Genomic DNA, 18,998 nt, shown 5'->3' on the forward strand with positions numbered 1-18,998 from the left:
TTATGAATAAAACAAAGTATTGGATAGGAATAATTTTGTTTATTGTGTCATATTTTGCCCAAATGATACTTTTACCAATGATCCCCAGTACCGGTGATGGCATGGTGGATTACATGATCCATTCCATTATAGGCGTGGCGACATATATAGTTTTCATACTTGCATTTGGGTTAAAGAAATCACTTCGTTTCAATCTAAAAAGCCTTGGAGAAGGAATTGTTGTAGGCGGAGCTTTCACTGCGTGGACTGTTTTTAATATTGTTTTCTACTTGATCAAAGGTATAAAAGATTATGGAACCCCACTTATGGGAAGTAAAGATATTGTTATTTTTGTGATAGCGATAACTGTCGGAGCAGGTATGGGAGAGGAGTTCCTTACGCGAGGAGTCCTTTTTAACTTTATCAGATCTGCGATCGGGAACACCAAGGCAGGTATTATTACTGCCATGACAATTCCATCCATAGCGTTTGGATTGATACATCTTTTTAATCTTAATGGTTGTAGTGATCCGACACCCATATATGCGCAGGTTATTTATGCTATCGGAATAGGTTTCTTTTTCAATGCACTTTATGTGCGCTGCGGTAATATCTGGGTATGCTCTTTACTCCATGCAGTTTTTGATCTTTCAGTCATGGTTTACTTCTGCATTTTCAGAAATGAAGGACTTGGAGCAATAAACAGTTGTGTTGCGGAGTGGCTTGGATATGATGCACTCATCCTTAAGGGAATAGCTATTACTGTTGTGAGCGTTGCCATAGGACTTTTCCTTATAAGAGATTCCAAGCTTCAGAAGTGTATAGAAAGATATGAGAATGAATGAAGTATTTTAGGAGGAATAAGTTTTAAATGAAAATTTTGAAAAGAGTTTTATTTGGAATATTAGGCGCTTTAATAATAATAATCGCTACGGCTTCTGCGGTGAGAACAACAGGAAGACTCCTTAATTCAAGAACCCCAAAGGGCGGAATAAACGAGAGTCTCTATGTTGACATAAACGGAACCAAGCAGTGGATCAGCATCTACGGCAAAGATAAGAACAATCCCGTTCTTTTATATCTTCACGGTGGCCCCGGTTATTCGACCAGCATGATGGACTATGCCTTTACAAGAAAGTGGGCAGATGTATATACGGTTGTTACCTGGGATCAGAGAGCTTGCGGAAAGAGCTGGTTAAAAAATACAAAAGACACTACGCCTATTACTCTTGATGCTACCACCACCATGATGGAAGACGGAGTTGAGATGACTGAGTTTTTGAGAAGCCATCTTGGAAAAGACAAGATCTCGATCATTGGACATTCATGGGGGTCTATCTACGGAGCAATGCTTGTACAGGATCATCCCGAATACTATGACTGCTTTATCGGAACAGGAATGGTTGTTGATCTGACAAAGAACGAGGAAAGGTACTGGGAAGCAGCCAGAGAGTGGGCAAAGGGAAATGAAGAAGATGAGCAGCTCATTGAAAAGTGTGCGTCGGGAGAAATTCCGAAATTGAGTCGTGAATACTATCATGCGAGGCAGGGAATGATGGAAAAATACGGATATAACATTAGCGCTGAAAAGAGTGATTATAGTATTCCCGCAACTTGTTTCTTTAATCCCTATTATAGTCTTTGGGATTGGTATAGGTTTAAGACAGGCACAAATGGATCCAATTCTTATCTAGACTGGGATGCATCAGAAGAATTCAATAGCCTTTCCATACTTGATAGAACTGAGTACAAGGTTCCGTATTACAACATAAACGGTGACATGGACTATCAGGCAAACTCCGGACTTGCGCAGGATTATTTTGACAGTGTAAAAGCTCCGAGAAAGAAAATGTATTATATGAAGAATATGGCCCATGGACTTTTAGAGGTAAGATCAGGAGAGTTCTCTGATATAGTGCATGAGATTGCTGCGATGGAGCGCGCAGAGTGAAAAATCGGGATCTTAGTTTGGTAATTAGTTTTAAGGAGAAAAAATATGGAAAAAAGAAAATCTGCACCGGGATTGGTGCTGTTTATCATTTTGCTTTTAGTATCGACAGTAGTGATGACGCTTTTAGGGGATGGAGCCTTGGGAGTTCCGGGAACGATAATACGATATGTTATAGGCATAATTGGAGTTGTTTCCATGACTAAGCTGTATGGAATTGAATTTAAATTCAAAGGCTTTTCCAAAGGACTCTTCAGTGTTGCAGGATTGCTTGGAATAGCTTGTTGCATACGTGGTTTTATAGGTGGCATGTCTCCGACTGATATAGGTTTTATGGAGGGACTTCCAAGTGCAATCTTTATGCTGATACTTATGTTTGGAGTTGGATTATATGAAGAGACTCTTTTTAGAGGTGTACTTTTCAATACATTAAGAAATAGGTTTGGTGAAAGCAAGAGAGGGATAATCTTGGCAGTAGTTATGTCTGCGATTCCATTTGCTCTTATTCATTTTACAAATCTTATGATGTATCCAAATCTTGTAGTAACTACAACTTTCCAGGTTGTATATGTATTTTTTGCCGGAATTTTTTTAGCTAGTATCTACTATATTACAAATAATTTTTGGGTGGTTGTTTTCATACACGGAGTTTATGATTTCGTTGAAAGTGTTTGGGCTTGCTATTCAAGTCAGTTAGACGGAATTGGTATGCCTGCAATGGATAAAACAATTTTAGAAGGAATCATGTCTGCAATTCCCGACACGATCTTCGGAGTGATCGCACTTATCTTATTAATAGTAGTTCTTAATAAAAGAAAAAATGTAAGCTGTGAACTTCATGAAGAAAAATAAGTTTGTGTTTATAGCTCTCCTTGCTGTTCTATTTATTGAGATTTTTGGATTTAATTATAAGTTCTGGCTCTATGGAAATATGGGGCAGCCGATAACGCCAACTTTTTATTTTGAAGATGGCACTCCTGTTGTGAGTGGCCAAAGTTATACCGTTTCAGAAAATATGGAATTGGAATCGGAGAGCATCGGCGTCGATGTAAAGAATATCCATATAGGTGTTTCGGACTGTAATGATGAAAGATGGAAGAGGAAAGACAGACAATGTGTGCTTCATGTCCTGACTTCCGTTACGGATGAGGGCCATGCTCTTTTCTATAATTTCGTTCAAAATGTTGTAAGTCCGTTGGTTCCGGATTCAATGTACCTGCCGGTGGAAGCGTTTGGCAAGGTAGATAAGATAAAATTGAATATTGTAGATGATATTGATGAAATAGTATTTGATTCTATCGTGGTAAATGACAGAATGCCATTTAGATTCAATATTGTTCGAGCCTTTTTTCTTTTTATACTTCTTGTTGGATTACGCGTGATTCTGCGTGGAAATTACTATGATATGGCCGGTATGGATGAAGGAAGACGCAGAGCGGGGATTGTATGTCTTCTTTTTACAATTGGATTGTCGTTACTTGTTTTGTTAGTCCAGCATCAAACGAGTGACTCGGGGAGTAGTATGGGATATGGAGAACTTGCCAGAGCCATATCTGAAGGAAATGTTTATGTTAGCGACGAGGCTGACGATACTCTTTTATCTATGGAGAATCCATATGACACCGCAAACAGAGCAGCGCTCGGTGCGCATGCGAAATGGGATACGGCCTTTTATCAAGGAAAGTACTATGTATATTTCGGAGTTGTCCCCGCGCTGTTTTTGAATTTGCCGTATTATCTGCTGACAGGCGAAGACATGCCATATGTTACGGAGGCTTGCATTATCGATGTGCTCCTATTGATAGCATGCTTTGTTTTGATGAATGAGCTCAGAAAAAAGATTAATAAAAAGATGCCGTTAAGCTTGTTTCTGTTGTTGTCTTTGACATGTACTTTTTCTGCGGGAATGATCTTATTGATCAAGAAAGCATCTATTTATTATGTTGCTATAGGAGCAGGGCTTGTCTTTGTGTGCTTCGGACTGGCTCTTTGGTTAAGTTCGCTTACGTATGGTGAGGACAGTACCGATCCGGATGGTTCTCATAATATATGTTTGTGGCGAGGTATGCTTGGATCGTTTTGCATGGCATGTGCAGTTGGATGCAGACCACAATTTGCAATAGCAAGTTTTCTTGGAATTATTATTTTTAGGAATTTATATAAAAAAGACAGTAAGAAAAGATATACCGGAATCCCAAGATTATTGATGTTGCTGCTTCCTTATGTGCCTGTTGCTGCAGGTCTTATGTATTACAATTATATTAGATTTGGGTCAGTATTCGATTTTGGCGCAAATTATAATATGACCGGGTACGACATGGTGCATATGGGCATACATATTGCCAGAATACCAATTGGATTATGGTATTATCTTTTTAATTTGCCAAAGTTCAATTTCGAGTTTCCCTATATGTATCCTACATCGGTTGATAGCGGATATCAGGGCTTCATTGTCAGTGAAGATCAAATTGGCGGAGTGCTTTGGGTGATCCCGCTTGTCTGGATCTGTGCATTGGATTTGAAGAAAAAAACACGAAACAGCCAAATGTTATATATGAGGATTCTATGTTATCTGATCGTGCCTATTGTTGTTGCGGTGGATACCATAATGTGCGGAGTTCTTGTTAGATACCAGGCGGATTTCAGACTGTATCTTGTTATTCCGGCAGCTATGATCGCGATGGAATTGCTCAATAAGGATTGTTGTGATAAAGAAAGCTACAACAGGAGAGCTAGGCGGATTGCCCTTTTGTGTATAGCAACACTTGCAATGTGTCTGCTTACTGTTTTCTGTCAGTATGAGAGTCCGGATTATTTGGATTATGCAAACAATCCTGTATTGTTTTGCAGAATGAAAATGTTCTTTGGATTATTTTCGCCATGAAGCTGAGGTTTTAAGCCCCCTAGGGGGTTAATTTTCGCAAATTTATGTTATTATGATACGTGAAGTTTAAACGACGACAGCAAGGGGAGGCATGTGGTGAAAGTATTTATAGTAGAAGATGATGATGTAATAGCAAAAATGATCGAAAAACACTTATCTTCCTGGCAGATGGAAGCCAAGATTGTTGAAGATTTTCATAATGTAACGGAAGAAGCACTTAATTACGGACCGGATATCATTCTTATGGATCTTAAGCTCCCTGTGTGCAACGGATTCTTTTGGTGCAGTGAGATAAGAAAGACTTCAAACGTTCCGATAGTTTTTCTCTCATCGGCCGATGACAACATGAATATCGTAATGGCGATGAATATGGGCGCGGATGATTTCATATCTAAGCCATTTGACCTGCAGGTCCTTACAGCCAAGATACAGGCGATACTAAGGCGCAGCAGTGCTCATCCGGAGACAGCACATTTTCTTTCATGCGGAGGCGTTAAGCTCAATCTTGACGATACGACAGCGATGGTGGGTGATGAGAAGCTTGAGCTTACCAAGAATGAATTCCTTATTCTTAAGACCCTGATGGAATCTCCCGGCAAGGTCATTTCAAGAGAGACCATCATGGAGAGACTCTGGGGCGACGAGGAGTTTGTCGATGACAACACGCTTACCGTCAACGTCACCAGAATCAGGAAAAAGATAGAAAACGCGGGACTTAATAACTACATTGTTACCAAGAGAGGAATGGGATATATCGTTGGCGAAGAAGGAATTTCTGAATAATAATAAGAATCTCATTTACGGAGATCTGATAATAACAGTGATACTTCTGGCAGTGTCGAGCCTGTATGAAATATCCAAGGAGTACCTTATTTATCTGGTTCTTTTTATGATGATAAAAAGTGCTCTGGTACTGTTTGTAAATTACTATCAGCAGGTCGTAAAGGTCAGAGACACTAATGTGGAAAAAGAGCCTGAGAGAAGAGTAGACGTCGACAACTGGGAGGAACTCAGGGAAAAAGAGGACTTCTACGTGCTCTGGGTTCACCAGATAAAAACACCTATCGCCGCGCTCAATCTTCTTTTGCAGGATCCTGACAAAAACGAAGCGCTCTGCAGACAGGAGCTCTTTAAAATAGAAAACTACGTTGAGATGAGCCTTAATTATCTTAGGTTTGAAGCGATGTCCAACGATCTCGGACTTAAGAGCTACAACCTTGAGAACATGGTCAAGCAGGTGGTCAAGAAGTACTCATCCGTATTTATCTACAACCACATCGCGGTCAACATGGAGGAGCTCGATTGCAACATCCTTACCGATGAGAAGTGGTTTTGCTTTGTACTTGAGCAGATACTGTCAAACGCTCTTAAATACACCAAGAAAGGTAGCGTCACTTTTTACGCGGAGCAGGACGGCGGAAGCATTATATTAAAAGTAAAAGACACCGGAATCGGAATCAGAAAAGAGGACATACCCAGGCTCTTCCAAAAGGGCTTTACCGGTTACAACGGAAGGATCGACAAGAAGGCGAGCGGACTCGGACTCTATCTTTGCAAGAACATCTGCGATAAGCTCGGGCACAAGATAAGCATTGATTCCAAGGAAGGTGAAGGGACTGAAGTTTGTATCACTGTTTCCAAGGAAAAAGTACACACATCGGACCTTACAAAAATGTAAGAATAGCAAGAAGAAATGTAAGCCAATAACAAGGTTTTACATTTCTTTTTTTGTTACTATAATTTCAGCGACAAGGAAACGAGTGCGTTCGTTTCATCACATAAAACCAACAGTCTATAAAAGGAGAAAAACATGTCATTAATGGAAGTAAGTCACATCAAAAAAATCTACACAACCCGCATGGGAATAGAACAGGTTACAGCACTTAAGGACGTTCATTTCAGCGTTGAAGATGGGGAATTCGTTGCGATCATGGGTGAGTCCGGAAGCGGAAAGACAACTCTTTTGAACATACTTGCAAGCCTCGATGTTCCCACAGCAGGAAAGGCATTCATCGACGGCAAGGACTTTTCCAAGTTAAAAGACAATGAGAGAGCAATCTTCAGAAGACAGAACCTCGGATTTGTTTTCCAGGATTTCAACCTTCTTGATAATTTCACTATAGAAGACAACATCAAGCTTCCGCTTGTACTTGCGGGAGAAAACCATAAGACCATGGATTCCAAGGTAAAAGACGTTGCGAAGAGACTCGGCATTGAAGAGCTCCTTGGCAAGTATCCTTACGAGGTATCCGGCGGACAGAAGCAGAGAACCGCAGTTGCAAGAGCCCTTATCACCAATCCCAGGATTCTTCTAGCGGATGAGCCTACGGGAGCGCTTGATTCCAAGGCAGCAACTAATCTTATGAGACTCTTTAGAGAGATCAACAAGAGCGGTCAGACAATCCTTATGGTTACTCACAGTAACGTTGCCGCAAGCTATGCCGGCAGAGTTATGTTCATAAAGGATGGAGAAGTTTTCCATCAGCTTTATCGCGGGGAAAAGACAAGAAGCGAGATGCTTGATGATATCTGCGATGCAGTTACCATTCTTATGAGAGGAGGAGATGAAAGTGAATCCTAAGTTTATTTTAAAAATGGCTTTTACGAGCATGAAAAAGAATATACGGACTTTGGTTCCTTTCATTATTTCAAGCTCCATTATGATCATGCTCTTTTACATTATGGACTCTCTCTCAAGGACAGGCTTCCTTGTTACGGAAAGCGGAGCAGTCTTTTATGGCGCAGATACTATAGCAGCGCTTCTTTCTATCGGAAAAGGAATAGTGATCCTCTTTGCCTTCGGCTTTATTTTATATGCCAACAGATTCGTTATGCGAAGCAGGAAAAGAGAGATGGGACTCTACGGGATACTGGGGCTTAGCAAAAAGCACATAGCCGCGATCCTTTTTGTCGAGAACGTTATTACATCAACACTTGCGATCGGCCTCGGTATCATAGTAGGGACCTTCCTCAATAAGCTCATGCTTCTAGTTCTTTATAAGCTTGTTGGCCAAAAACCTTTGGACGGACTTGTTTTTTCAACGAATGCTCTATTATTTACGCTGATTGCATTTGAGTTCTGGTTTTTTATATGCTACATATACAACGCGCTTTCAGTCAATTTCGGAAAGCCGATAGCTCTTTTGAAAAGTGAGAATATGGGAGAAAAAGAGCCTAAGACAAGATATATTCTTCTTATTGCCGGAACTATTTGCCTTGGTATAGGATATGTTCTTGCACTTAGGACAAAAAACACTTTTTCTGCATTATCAGTGCTTTTCCAAAGTGTATTTTTTGTAATCCTCGGTACATATTTTCTCTTTGTTGCCGGAAGTATCTTTGTACTTAAGATGCTTAAGAAGAATAAGAAATTCTATTACAATACAAGGAATTTTATAAGCGTATCAAACCTTATGTTCAGAATGAAGCACAACGCGGTCGGACTTGCATCCATATGCGTACTTTCAACTGCGGTAATAATTCTCTTTACATGCTGTGCTTCGATATCTCTTCTCGGAGAGCAGAACATAAATATGATGTTCCCAAAAGATACCGTGATCGTCGCAAATGTGGATGAAAACTTTGACAGAGATACATTCATGAATTCAACGAACGACGCGTGCCAAAAAATCGGAATAGAACCATGTGACACGGAAACATTGCAGTATACGCAGGGAATGCTTCTTGAGACAGATGACGGATTTGCGGTATTTAGCAGTCTGAATGCGAATATAACCGATCTTGCGGCTATATCGGATGTTTATATACTTACGCCCGAGGAATATAAATATGTAACAGGGCAAGATATAAGCGTAGGACCGGGAGAAGTATATGTAAAAGAGTGCCCGAAAGAGATCATGAAAACCGGCAGCATTAAAATACTCGGTGATGAATACAAGATCAAGGGTGAGATTGAGAATGAAGATATTAAGAAAGTCTATGAGCCTGAGATGTTTCTTTTCGGTAAGCTATTGATCGTTGCCGATGATGAGAACCTGAATCAAAAAATGGGTAAAGAGGTACTTGTACTCGGAGATGAAGAAAAAGAGTATTTTGACCATGTTTCATGTATCGAATTTAATCTTGTAGACAAAGACAGATTTGATAAAGTGGATCTTTTAAACGACGAGCTCGTAAACAGAGGCTTTTCAATCGATGATGTAAGAAACAAGCAGACGTACAGAAGCCAGTTCTACAGCGTTTACGGCGGCGTCTTGTTTGTCGGAGGATTCCTGTCTGTTGTATTCCTACTTGCAACAGTGATGATCATATACTACAAGCAGATGTCGGAAGGACTTGAAGACAGAAGAAGATTTGACATCCTTAAGAAAGTCGGACTTACGGAAAAAGAGGCTAAGAAGACTATCAGAACGCAGGTAATGACAATGTTCTTTTTACCGGTGTTTGCTTCGATAATCCATGCTTCAATTGCGAGCAGTATAGTAAGACTGTTCTTAAACAGCATACTTTTTGTTGATATACCTACCTTCTTTATGTGCATAACAATAGCAAGCGTAAGCTTCTTCCTGGTATATATATTTGTTTATCTCATGACGTCCAAGCAGTACTACGAGACGGTCTACGGAAGGAGTGAAGCAGCGTGAGCAAGCGCCCCTATAAGTAATTATTCCCCCATAAGATGCCACGCTGTTTTACTATAGATGCTTATTCGGAGCAACCTCTCAGTATTTCAAGGAGCTTATCGGCAATTATGTCCGCGACGGACAACTTGTACAGGTACCTGCTGTCCCTGGGCGATAAGCTTACATGTTCCGAGGAAAGAGTCTCTTTATCAGCTATGGCGAAATACACCTCACCCGGCACGCTGTCATTATTTGACGGGTCGATATTTCCCATAGTACCGGTGACACCTACGCCAATATCCGCGGCGTAGGTGTTTTTACATGCCTTTGCCATTTCTTTTGCCGTCTCTTCAGAATACACGCCGTACTTATCGATCGTCTCGGCAGGAACATTCTGCATGATCTTGGCTTCATTTGAATATGTCACAAAAGCTCCCTTAAGTACTTGCGACGAACCTTCGGTATCCGTGATCAGGCTACTTATAAGTCCCGCAGTACAGCTCTCCATCGTAGTGATGGTGAGATTTTTGTCTATAAGGGTCTTGGTTATCTCTTCGTATTTATTTCTGACTTCGGTTTCTGTCATGGTGAGCTCCTTGAATATTGTTCGCTGTATGCTCCTATTATACATCAATACGAAGATAATGACGGAGATGACGGAGACAGTGGTTTTTCTGAGGACGCGGCGCCTTCCGAAGAGTATCACGGCGATGTGGAAGCAAGCGATAATTCGGACGGAGACGACGATTCCGAATAACCGGATTTGAAAACATAATTTAAGTAGTCTTTTTTGCCCATATGTAATAGAATATAGCATTGAATAATTTTATTAGATTTTTACGGAGGATTTTTTACAATGCAGAAATGGGCAAGACTTCTTTATCAGCCTTCACTTCCGCTCTACGGTGACAAGAGAGTGACAGGCAGCAAGGAACACATTGAGATTTCAAAGAAAGCTGCGGATGAGGCGATAGTTCTTTTGAAGAATAACGGGGTTTTACCTCTTTCTAAGGAAAAGCCCCTTGTACTTCTCGGAAAGGCAGCGGTTGACTACGTAAAAGGTGGTGGCGGTTCAGGAGATGTATATTGTGAGTACATTCACTCTTTGTACGATGGTCTCAAGATCCGCGAGGTTAAGGTTTATGAGCCTTTGATGGAGTATTACAAGGAAGGGCTTACAGAGCAGTTCAAGACAGGGCGCGTTCCCGGAATGACTCAGGAGATCCCGATTCCTGCAGATATGCTCGCAGAAGCTAAGTCTTTTTCCGATACGGCAATTGTTGTACTTAATAGATTTTCCGGCGAAGGCTGGGATCGTAGCGATAAGGAAGGCGACTATGAGGACTTCAATCCTTGGCCTGCCGGCGTCAGCATGCCCAAGATCTCGGGCGAGATTTTCCTTGATGGAGACTTTTATCTGACTCCCGAAGAAAAAGAAATGATAAAGACCGCGACAGACAACTTCAAAAACGTTGTCGCTGTTCTTAATGTGGGCGGAGTTATCGATTGCAGATGGATCGAAGAAGATTCCAAGATCGCCGCTGCCGTATACATGGGTCAGGGCGGTATGGAAGGCGGACTTTCCGCAGCGGACGTGCTCCTTGGAAACGTGTGCCCTTCGGGAAGACTTGCAGATACATTTGCAGGCAAACTCGAGGATTATCCTTCAACCGAGAACTACCACGAGTCCATAGATTATGTTGATTATACTGAGGATATCTACGTCGGATATCGCTATTTCTCTACCATTCCCGGCGCAGATGCTAAGGTCATCTATCCTTTCGGCTACGGCCTTTCTTACACCGATTTTGAGGTAAAAGAGCTTTCGGCTGCGAAGAAGGACGAAGAGTTCATCTTCACGGTCAAAGTTACAAATACAGGTAAAGTTGCGGGCAAGGAGGTTGTTCAGCTCTATGCATGTGCACCTTCCGGAAAGCTCGGTAAAGCCGCAAGGAGCTTGATCTCTTTTGACAAGACAAAAGAGCTAAAGGCCGGCGAGTCACAGATCCTTACTCTTGTGATTGATGAGTATGCGGTTTCTTCATTCGATGATCTCGGAAAGGTTGTCGATGCTTCTTATGTTCTTGAGAAAGGCGAGTACAGCTTCTATATTGGAAAGAACGTTAGAGACGCCGTAAAGTCTGAGTTTACATGGAGTCTTGGCGAGGACAAGGTTGTACAGAAGCTTTCGCACAAGGTAGTTCCTTCGGAGTTAAAGAAGCGTATGCTCAGTGACGGCTCTTTTGAAGAGCTTCCTCTCGGAGAGCACAAGGACAAAGACGAATGCATATTTGAGAAAATGCAGCCCGGAACCGAAGAAGCGACTGCTCCTTTGGTAAAAGAGATCCCGAGGCACTACTATACACAGCCCATGCGCGAGGGCATCAAGAAATTCAGCGAAGTTGCTGAAGGCAAGATCACACTCGATGAGTTCATGGAGCAGCTTTCAACAGATGACCTCATCCATCTTGTAGGCGGACAGCCCAATACCGGCGTTTCCAACGTATTCGGCTTCGGAAACATCTACGAGTACGGTGTTCCCAATGCAGCTACAGCAGACGGCCCCGCAGGTGTCCGTATCATGCCCGAGACAGGAGTTCGCACAACAGCGTTCCCTTGCTCAACATCGATCGCTTGCACATGGAATAAAGAGATTGCGGAAGCAGTCGGCTTTACAGGCGGTGAGGAACTTAAAGAGAATAACCTTAGCGTGTGGCTTACACCCGCTATCAACATTCACAGAAGCCCTATGTGCGGAAGAAACTTTGAGTATTATTCAGAGGACCCTTATCTTACAGGAAAGATGGCGGCAGCGATGGTTCGCGGTATTCAGAGAAACCACGTCGGCGCAAGCGTTAAGCACTTTGCCTGCAACAACAAAGAGACCAACAGAAAGCACAGCGATTCCAGAGTTTCGGAGAGAGCTCTTCGTGAGATATATTTGAAGGCATTTGAGATGATCGTAAAAGAGGAAGAGCCTTATACCATCATGTCTTCTTACAATGTGGTCAACGGACTCAGAGCTTCGGAAAATAAGGACCTTATCACAGGAATCCTTCGCGATGAGTGGGGCTACACCGGAATCGTTACATCAGACTGGTGGACAAGAGGTGAGCACTACAAGGAGATCAACGCAGGTAACGACCTTAAGATGGCGACAGGCTTCCCCGAGAGAGTTAAGAAGGCTATGGAGCAGGGCGCTGTCGATACAGATATGCTTAAGATCTGCGCTAAGAGAATCCTTGCAACCATTCTTAAGTTTGACTGATTTTTGCATAAGTGATAGATTACTGTCTGTATGCTATTGAGAATTGTTTTCATTTGCACCCGCGATGGAATGTGCGGAAGGATATGTACATCCGGCGATTGCGGGGGATTTGACTTTGATGGTAGGATTGGAATCACTTATGAGAAGCGAAATTTTTATTGGTATATTAATCCCTTTTCTAGGAACGGCGCTTGGCGCCGCTATGGTCTTCTTTTTAAAAGATGACATTTCAGAAAGACTTAAAAAGATACTGACGGGCTTTGCAGCAGGCGTCATGGTTGCTGCTTCATTCTGGAGCTTATTGCAGCCTTCGATTGAAGCGAGCGCTGAATACGGCAAGTTTGCATATATGCCCGCAGCTATCGGATTTTTGATAGGAATCGGTTTTGTCTTATTCCTTGATATCGTTACTCCGCACATGCACATGGATAACGTATCTGAGGGACCCACAGGCAGCAAGCTTAAAAGAACAACCAAGCTCATCCTTGCGGTTACACTTCACAACATTCCCGAGGGAATGGCTGTAGGTGTCATCTATGCGGGATGGCTTTCAGGACACGTTGCGGTCAGCAGAACCGCAGCCCTTGTCCTTGCTATAGGTATTGCTATTCAGAACTTCCCTGAGGGCGCGATCGTATCAATGCCCCTCAAAGCAGAGGGCATGAACAAAGGAAAGACCTTCCTCTACGGAGCCTTCTCCGGAATCGTAGAGCCGATCGCCTCGATCATCACGATATTTGCGGCAGCCATCGTAGTTCAGGTCCTTCCCTACATGCTTGCCTTCGCAGCCGGCGCCATGATGTACGTCGTAGTCGAGGAGCTCATCCCCGAAATGTCAGCCGGCAAGCACACCAACACCGGCACCGTCGCCTTCGCCATGGGCTTTGTCCTTATGATGATCTTAGACGTGGCGCTCGGGTGACGGCATCGGCTATGACTCTTGCGACGCAACTGGGCGATCCATTGCCTGCAGCGTCGGAAACAAACGCAATATCGTTTTTTGACACGCAAAACAGCTGTTTTTGCTGTAGTACGTGTATGGTTTTGAACTAAAAAGCGCGCACCGGTAAGGAAATCCTTCCTGTGCGTGCTTATTTGTTTCTTATTGTGATCGCGATACTGATAAAAGCGCCGAAAAAAGCACGCAAGACGGCTAATAACTAAAATTTGCGTGTATGAGTGGCCGAAAATGCCGACATTTCACTTCTTGAAGAAATAAAATCGTCAAAGCGCATGTAGTCAAGCAGATCAAGGATATAAAATGATTTCCCCAAATTGTTTGTTTTTTATACAGCTGCTTCTTTGTTTTTAAATTCTTTATTTAGCTTTATGATCGCGTAGATCATAAGTATAGCGCAAACGGCTATTTCAAATATTCCCATAAATATAGACTTATCCGCTCTTGGAGCCGGATTAAATGCATTCCAGAATTTAGCTGCAAAATCAACAATACCGTGAAGTATAATACAGGACCAGATGTTACCTGTGCAATAATAGATCATGCAGAAAAAGCAACCGACCATTGTTGCATAGATTGCTTGCGCAATAGTTGCTACAATCAGTTCAGGACTATCGATTAGATTCAGTAAGTGGATAGCACCGAATACTGATGATGAGAGTATCATTGAAGCAAAGACTCCTTTTTTGTTGTTTCCGAGACGGTCAACAAATGCATTAAAAAAGAATCCTCTGAATACAAGCTCTTCCAAGACGCCTGTTCCCATCTGCGAGAAAAAAATACCGATTAGAGTCGGAAGCACAGTCGCAAAGGGTACAACGGGAGTTCTGGCCTTAGTTATGAGGTTTAAAATGATCGGTATCCACATCGCTGCGCCATATATGAATATGCCCTTACCCAAGTTTGATGTTGAAGGGCCGATACCTTTTTTATACATTTTCTTTATAATAAAATAGCTGATTGTCAGAAGTAGTATCCTGATCGCGAATTCTGCCATTCCGCCGAAAGGTTGAGTAGGTATAAATGTAGCTACAAATTCATCTGCGAAGATAACACACCCCAGCAGTAACACAAATCCTATGATTATTCCCAAAATCAATTTCAAATTTTTCATTATTATCTAGTTATCTCTTTATGCTGTGAGATCATGACCTCCTTATAATTTTTGACTTTACATAGTACTACAGCTATAGTATGATAAGCGTAGTACGATTGACATAATAAAAAATACTACATCAATCGTAGTATGTCAACAGTTATTTTGAAATTGGGATTATTGCGATATTGCAGAAGAGAAAAACATTGAATGTTCTTGTGAAAGGTGCTATATTATCTATAAAGAAAGCACCCACTCCAAAGTGGATGCTCCCGAGAAGAATTTAGCTCATGACGAGCCGCCTCTCTCGTAGGCCGACGAGAGAGGCATTTTTATTTCTGCTTATTATTTCTCTTGTCGAGAAAGTTAAGCAACGCAATTAAAAAACCACAAGCTGTAAAGGGAATATGACAAATCTAAAGAATACAAAATTATTAGAAGAAAAGAATAAATCCGAGTTTGATGCTAATGAAGCTTTATTATTTGAATTGTTGGGTAAATCTGATGCAGATGTATCAGCCGGAAGAGTTGCTTCAATTGAGGGCATGTTTGATAGGATCAGAGAAAAAGTTAAGGGTGAATCGGTTCAATAAAATCTAATTGAATCAATTCACCCTTTTTTTATTCACTGCCCATAGAATATAGCGTTCTTTCTTTTATTCAGTGCAAACAATAGGATCATACCGAGTACGAAGCAGGAGATGATCTCGCCGATTCCGACTGTGAGCATGAAGAAGGGGATTGTTCCTTCAGAGCCGTAAACATACTTGATGACGAAGGGTACGATGATCGTGTTTGCTAATATCGGAGGAACGGGGCTGAGCCAGGTCTTTACTTTGTTTGAGGGGTAGAAGCCGGGATCGGTGGGCTTCTTAAGACCGTGGGCGATATAGTATGTGCCGAGTGCTCCGAGAAGTGTTGCGATAGATCCGAATACTGTGTCGAGGGGCATGCAGCCTGTTGTTATGTTGGCGATTATGCATCCTACGAAAAGTCCGGGGATTGCTGCCGGTGTGAAGAATGGCAGGATCGTAAGTGCCTCTGAGAAACGCACCTGGATAGCTTGATTTGCCAGTCCCAGTGTGTTTGCGATGTGTGTCAAAACTACGTAGATAGCTGCGATCACCGCAGCCTGAGTGATGTAAAGTACGCTTTTGTTATTCATGATTGTCTCCTTTAGTTTTGTTTAGTGTCAGGAAGGTTTCGAACTGACAATTACAAGTTATTATACATTAATATGCTGATAATTTCATGAGAATCGTGAGTCAATTGTGCCGATTTCATTCGACCTGTAGTAACTAACTACTAAAATCGCGATTTATGCATGTGTATGGACAGATTTCTTAATATGACATGCCTTTTTTAGGAGTTTTATCGATTTTGCAATTATAAAAAGTGGTGTGTAAGCGGCTTGTGGGCATGTACTATAATCATTTTCATAAAAAAACATGCTTTAAGCACCAATCTTGAAGGATATCGATACATGCATAATTGCAAAAATATATGATATGCATGCCGGTTATCGGTATTGCGACTGCTTTTTCAATGATTTAGGTTGCAATGATATTGATTTTGTCTAGAAATAATGCGAAAGAATAGCATGAATTATAGAAACCATGGTAAACTATTTCTATGTGCGTGGCTCTTACGCGGGAATCCATGCAAGTTCATAAGAAACGGAGTAAGATATAAGACTAGAAACGGCGCAACTATAAAGGAAAGACAGGATATGAAAAGAAACTACAAGTTTATCATAAGTTACGATGGAACAAGGTTTTACGGTTGGGAGAGACAGCCGGGAAAAGACATGACGATACAGGGGAAATTAGAGTCAGTCCTTAGGAAGATGACGAACATTCCGGACGATGAGACTTTTAACATCATCGGTGCGGGAAGGACTGATGCGGGCGTTCATGCGCGGGCGATGACAGCTAACGCGGTGCTTGATACGGATATGACCGAGGATGAGATTCAGAGCTACATGAATCAGTATCTTCCCGATGATATCAGCGTAAATGAGGTGAGAGTCTGCTCCGACAGATTCCATGCAAGGTACAATGCGCTTGGTAAGACCTACAGATACACCTGCTGGTACGGCGCGTCAAAGCCTGTTTTTGACAGGAAGTATGTGACGATACTTGAGCAAAAGCCCGACGCGGACAAGATGAGAGAGGCGGCTGAGCATCTTATCGGAACGCATGATTTCAAGAGCTTTTGCGGCAATAACAAGATGAAGAAGTCGACGGTTAGGTGCGTTGACAACATCAAGATAGAGGAAAGCGGCAATTATATCAGGTTCTATTTTCACGGAAACGGCTTTTTGCAGAACATGGTCCGCATTCTTACCGGTACTTTATTGGAAGTCGGTTACGGAAATATAACTGCCGATAGGGTAAAAGAGATCCTGGAGGCATGCAACAGACAGGAAGCCGGCCCGACAGCGCCTCCGATGGGGCTTTGCCTTATGAAGGTGGATTATTGAAATGTAAACATTATATTAATTCTTGTACATATTTGTTGATTTATTTAGGCTTCATATTTAAAATGGTGTAGGTGCCAAAACCAAATTTTGACACCTATATATTTTTGCTCATGTCGCGAAATGCGATAAATAAAAATTATACGAGGGGTCTTTTATGACAAAGAAAATCTTTTCAGCACTAATAGGCATAGCGTTTTCGGCGGCTGTGTTTGGTGTCTTTTCTCCTTTTGCGGTTAAAGCAGAGGCGGCAGGCACGGGCTCTGTATCTGTAGGTTCTGCCTCAATCGCAGGCGAGAAAGTTATAGTTACTGCATCCGCTCAGGAACTTCCTGACAGTGACGACGGCAAGTTCTATCTTTTTGCGGAAAAAGTATATCAGCCGGGCCCTGCGGGTTCACCTGTGGCTTCGGTTCCAATGGGAGCGCAGGTACAGTTCTCTTTTAACCTTGAGAACAAGACAACTTCATGCCATTTATACGACAAGTTCCAGGTGGCCGTTCTTCAGGGCGGGGCTTTTGTTCCTGTGACCGGAGTGCGCTACATCTCCAATCCCGAGGTACTTGCGGTAGGATCACCTGCAAGAAAGAATAACGGTAAAAAGGGCCTTATCCTTGACGGCGCCAAGATTGGTAACGGCAACACAGAGGCTTCTCAGCTTGGAGTTCAGCAGGCTGCTTACAACATCAATCTTGAGGACGTTATCGGTGGGAACGGGGGCGTTGTTTTCGAGTATAACGGAAAAACATACAACTACGATTCCTCATATCTTAGTCAGTACGACCATGCGATAAGAACAAGTACTCAGCAGGGTATGGGTGTTACGATAGTTCTTTTGAACCCGGCAGTGCCCGGCGAGGAATTCATGATTTCACCTTTCTCAAGAGGCGGAAGCGGTAATTATTACATGATGAACACTTCTGAGGATGCGGGACTTGAGAACCTCGAGGCTGTTGTGACTTATCTTGCTTACAGATATAACGGTCAGAACGGTTTCGGACAGGTCGACAACTGGGTTGTCGGTAACGAGGTCAACGCCAAGAATATCTGGAATCACACCAATGTTTCCGATGAGGCGCAGTACGCGCAGCTTTACGCTGATGCGCTTAGAGTTTGCTACACTGCGATCCGCAGTAAGAACGCCAATGCTTATGTTTGCGCAAGCTTTGACCAGAACTGGACAGCAATCAACAATCCTTCATATTTCTCGGCAAGAAGCATGCTTGAGGTTATGAACGGTATCATTACTTCTCAGGGTAACTTTGACTGGGCGCTCGCTGAGCATCCTTACAATTATCCTATGAACTGGACAAGCTTCTGGACACCAAAGAGTGAAAAGGCTGCTGCTATGATCCAGCACACGATCGATACTCCTTATCTTTCAATGGAGAATATCGAGCAGCTTACCGACTTCATGTGCCAGCCCGGAATGAGAAACACTAAGGGCGCGGTAAGGCCGATTCTTTTGACAGAGGTTGGATACTCATCAACGCAGGGCGACGAGGCTCAGGCTGCAGCGATTGTTTACGCTTATCAAAGAGCGGCTACCAATCGTTACATAAATATGATAGTCTTTAATAGACAGACGGATTATCCCGTTGAGGTTGCGCAGGGATTGTCGGTTGGACTTACAGGTCAGGACGGCACGAGAAAGCTTGCGTTTGAGTTCTATCAGCAGATGAACGGAGCCAACGCGGGCGCATATGTTCAGCGCTCGGCAGCCATCATGGGAATTCCGGATTGGAATGCGGCGATGAACGCCAGATGATAGCGGAGGCCATCGTTTTATCGGCTTGACCCGGT

Annotated in this window: 16 protein-coding genes; 13 read left to right on the top strand and 3 right to left on the bottom strand. The window is 42.6% G+C overall.

Annotation, left to right across the window (positions count from 1 at the left end):
- The first annotated feature begins 2 nt into the window (after nt 1-2).
- The 8 genes from BM377_RS05165 to BM377_RS05200 all read left to right on the top strand — a co-directional run bounded on the left by BM377_RS05165 (nt 3) and on the right by BM377_RS05200 (nt 9,415).
- A complete protein-coding gene (locus BM377_RS05165) occupies nt 3-824 on the top strand; it encodes a CPBP family intramembrane glutamic endopeptidase (RefSeq protein WP_092244744.1) in 822 nt (273 codons plus the stop codon).
- Between the two features lie 26 nt (nt 825-850).
- Nucleotides 851-1,930: an alpha/beta hydrolase gene (locus BM377_RS05170; protein ID WP_092244747.1), complete on the top strand. Its 1,080-nt coding sequence runs from the start codon at nt 851-853 to the stop codon at nt 1,928-1,930.
- A gap of 45 nt (nt 1,931-1,975) precedes the next feature.
- The gene (locus tag BM377_RS05175; RefSeq protein ID WP_092244750.1) at nt 1,976-2,779 is read left to right on the top strand and encodes a CPBP family intramembrane glutamic endopeptidase; all 804 of its coding nucleotides are present in this window, start codon (nt 1,976-1,978) and stop codon (nt 2,777-2,779) included.
- A complete protein-coding gene (locus BM377_RS05180) occupies nt 2,766-4,811 on the top strand; it encodes a hypothetical protein (protein ID WP_092244753.1) in 2,046 nt (681 codons plus the stop codon). The genes BM377_RS05175 and BM377_RS05180 overlap by 14 nt, the downstream gene beginning before the upstream one ends.
- Before the next feature lie 93 nt (nt 4,812-4,904).
- Nucleotides 4,905-5,594 (top strand): response regulator transcription factor, encoded by a 690-nt coding sequence (locus BM377_RS05185; protein WP_092244756.1) that lies wholly within the window; start codon nt 4,905-4,907, stop codon nt 5,592-5,594.
- Nucleotides 5,569-6,489 (top strand): sensor histidine kinase, encoded by a 921-nt coding sequence (locus BM377_RS05190; protein ID WP_242948092.1) that lies wholly within the window; start codon nt 5,569-5,571, stop codon nt 6,487-6,489. Before BM377_RS05185 ends, BM377_RS05190 begins: the two co-directional genes overlap by 26 nt.
- Nucleotides 6,490-6,621: 132 nt before the next feature.
- Complete coding sequence (locus BM377_RS05195; protein ID WP_092244762.1) at nt 6,622-7,392, top strand: ABC transporter ATP-binding protein; 771 nt, start codon at nt 6,622-6,624, stop codon at nt 7,390-7,392.
- Nucleotides 7,382-9,415, top strand: a complete 2,034-nt coding sequence (locus BM377_RS05200; protein WP_177223805.1) for an ABC transporter permease — start codon at nt 7,382-7,384, stop codon at nt 9,413-9,415. Before BM377_RS05195 ends, BM377_RS05200 begins: the two co-directional genes overlap by 11 nt.
- Before the next feature lie 61 nt (nt 9,416-9,476).
- Here BM377_RS05200 and BM377_RS05205 read toward each other — a convergent pair whose 3' ends face one another.
- Entirely contained in the window at nt 9,477-9,980 is a 504-nt protein-coding gene (locus BM377_RS05205; RefSeq protein ID WP_092244768.1) for a CinA family protein, read from the bottom strand.
- A gap of 270 nt (nt 9,981-10,250) precedes the next feature.
- Here BM377_RS05205 and BM377_RS05210 point away from each other — a divergent pair, with 270 nt between their 5' ends.
- Both BM377_RS05210 and BM377_RS05215 read left to right on the top strand, forming a co-directional pair.
- Nucleotides 10,251-12,662: a glycoside hydrolase family 3 C-terminal domain-containing protein gene (locus tag BM377_RS05210; protein WP_092244771.1), complete on the top strand. Its 2,412-nt coding sequence runs from the start codon at nt 10,251-10,253 to the stop codon at nt 12,660-12,662.
- Nucleotides 12,663-12,801: 139 nt separating this feature from the next.
- Entirely contained in the window at nt 12,802-13,584 is a 783-nt protein-coding gene (locus BM377_RS05215) for a ZIP family metal transporter (protein WP_092244907.1), read from the top strand.
- A gap of 364 nt (nt 13,585-13,948) precedes the next feature.
- Here the strand turns inward: BM377_RS05215 and BM377_RS05220 are convergent, their stop codons facing one another.
- Entirely contained in the window at nt 13,949-14,734 is a 786-nt protein-coding gene (locus BM377_RS05220; RefSeq protein ID WP_092244774.1) for a CPBP family intramembrane glutamic endopeptidase, read from the bottom strand.
- A 389-nt stretch (nt 14,735-15,123) separates the two neighbouring features.
- On the opposite strand from BM377_RS05220, the gene BM377_RS05225 reads away from it, so the two are divergent.
- Nucleotides 15,124-15,309, top strand: a complete 186-nt coding sequence (locus BM377_RS05225; protein ID WP_092244777.1) for a hypothetical protein — start codon at nt 15,124-15,126, stop codon at nt 15,307-15,309.
- A 32-nt stretch (nt 15,310-15,341) separates the two neighbouring features.
- On the opposite strand, the gene BM377_RS05230 is transcribed toward BM377_RS05225, so the two are convergent.
- Nucleotides 15,342-15,881 (bottom strand): QueT transporter family protein, encoded by a 540-nt coding sequence (locus BM377_RS05230; RefSeq protein ID WP_092244780.1) that lies wholly within the window; start codon nt 15,879-15,881, stop codon nt 15,342-15,344.
- Nucleotides 15,882-16,445: 564 nt separating this feature from the next.
- On the opposite strand from BM377_RS05230, the gene truA reads away from it, so the two are divergent.
- Both truA and BM377_RS05240 read left to right on the top strand, forming a co-directional pair.
- Nucleotides 16,446-17,198, top strand: a complete 753-nt coding sequence (truA, locus tag BM377_RS05235; RefSeq protein ID WP_092244783.1) for a tRNA pseudouridine(38-40) synthase TruA — start codon at nt 16,446-16,448, stop codon at nt 17,196-17,198.
- 154 nt (nt 17,199-17,352) lie between these two features.
- Complete coding sequence (locus BM377_RS05240) at nt 17,353-18,963, top strand: DUF5722 domain-containing protein (RefSeq protein ID WP_092244787.1); 1,611 nt, start codon at nt 17,353-17,355, stop codon at nt 18,961-18,963.
- The last annotated feature ends 35 nt before the right edge of the window (nt 18,964-18,998 follow it).

Source organism: Butyrivibrio sp. INlla21 (genome assembly GCF_900116875.1).
In the GTDB taxonomy this organism is placed as follows: Bacteria; Bacillota; Clostridia; order Lachnospirales; family Lachnospiraceae; genus Butyrivibrio.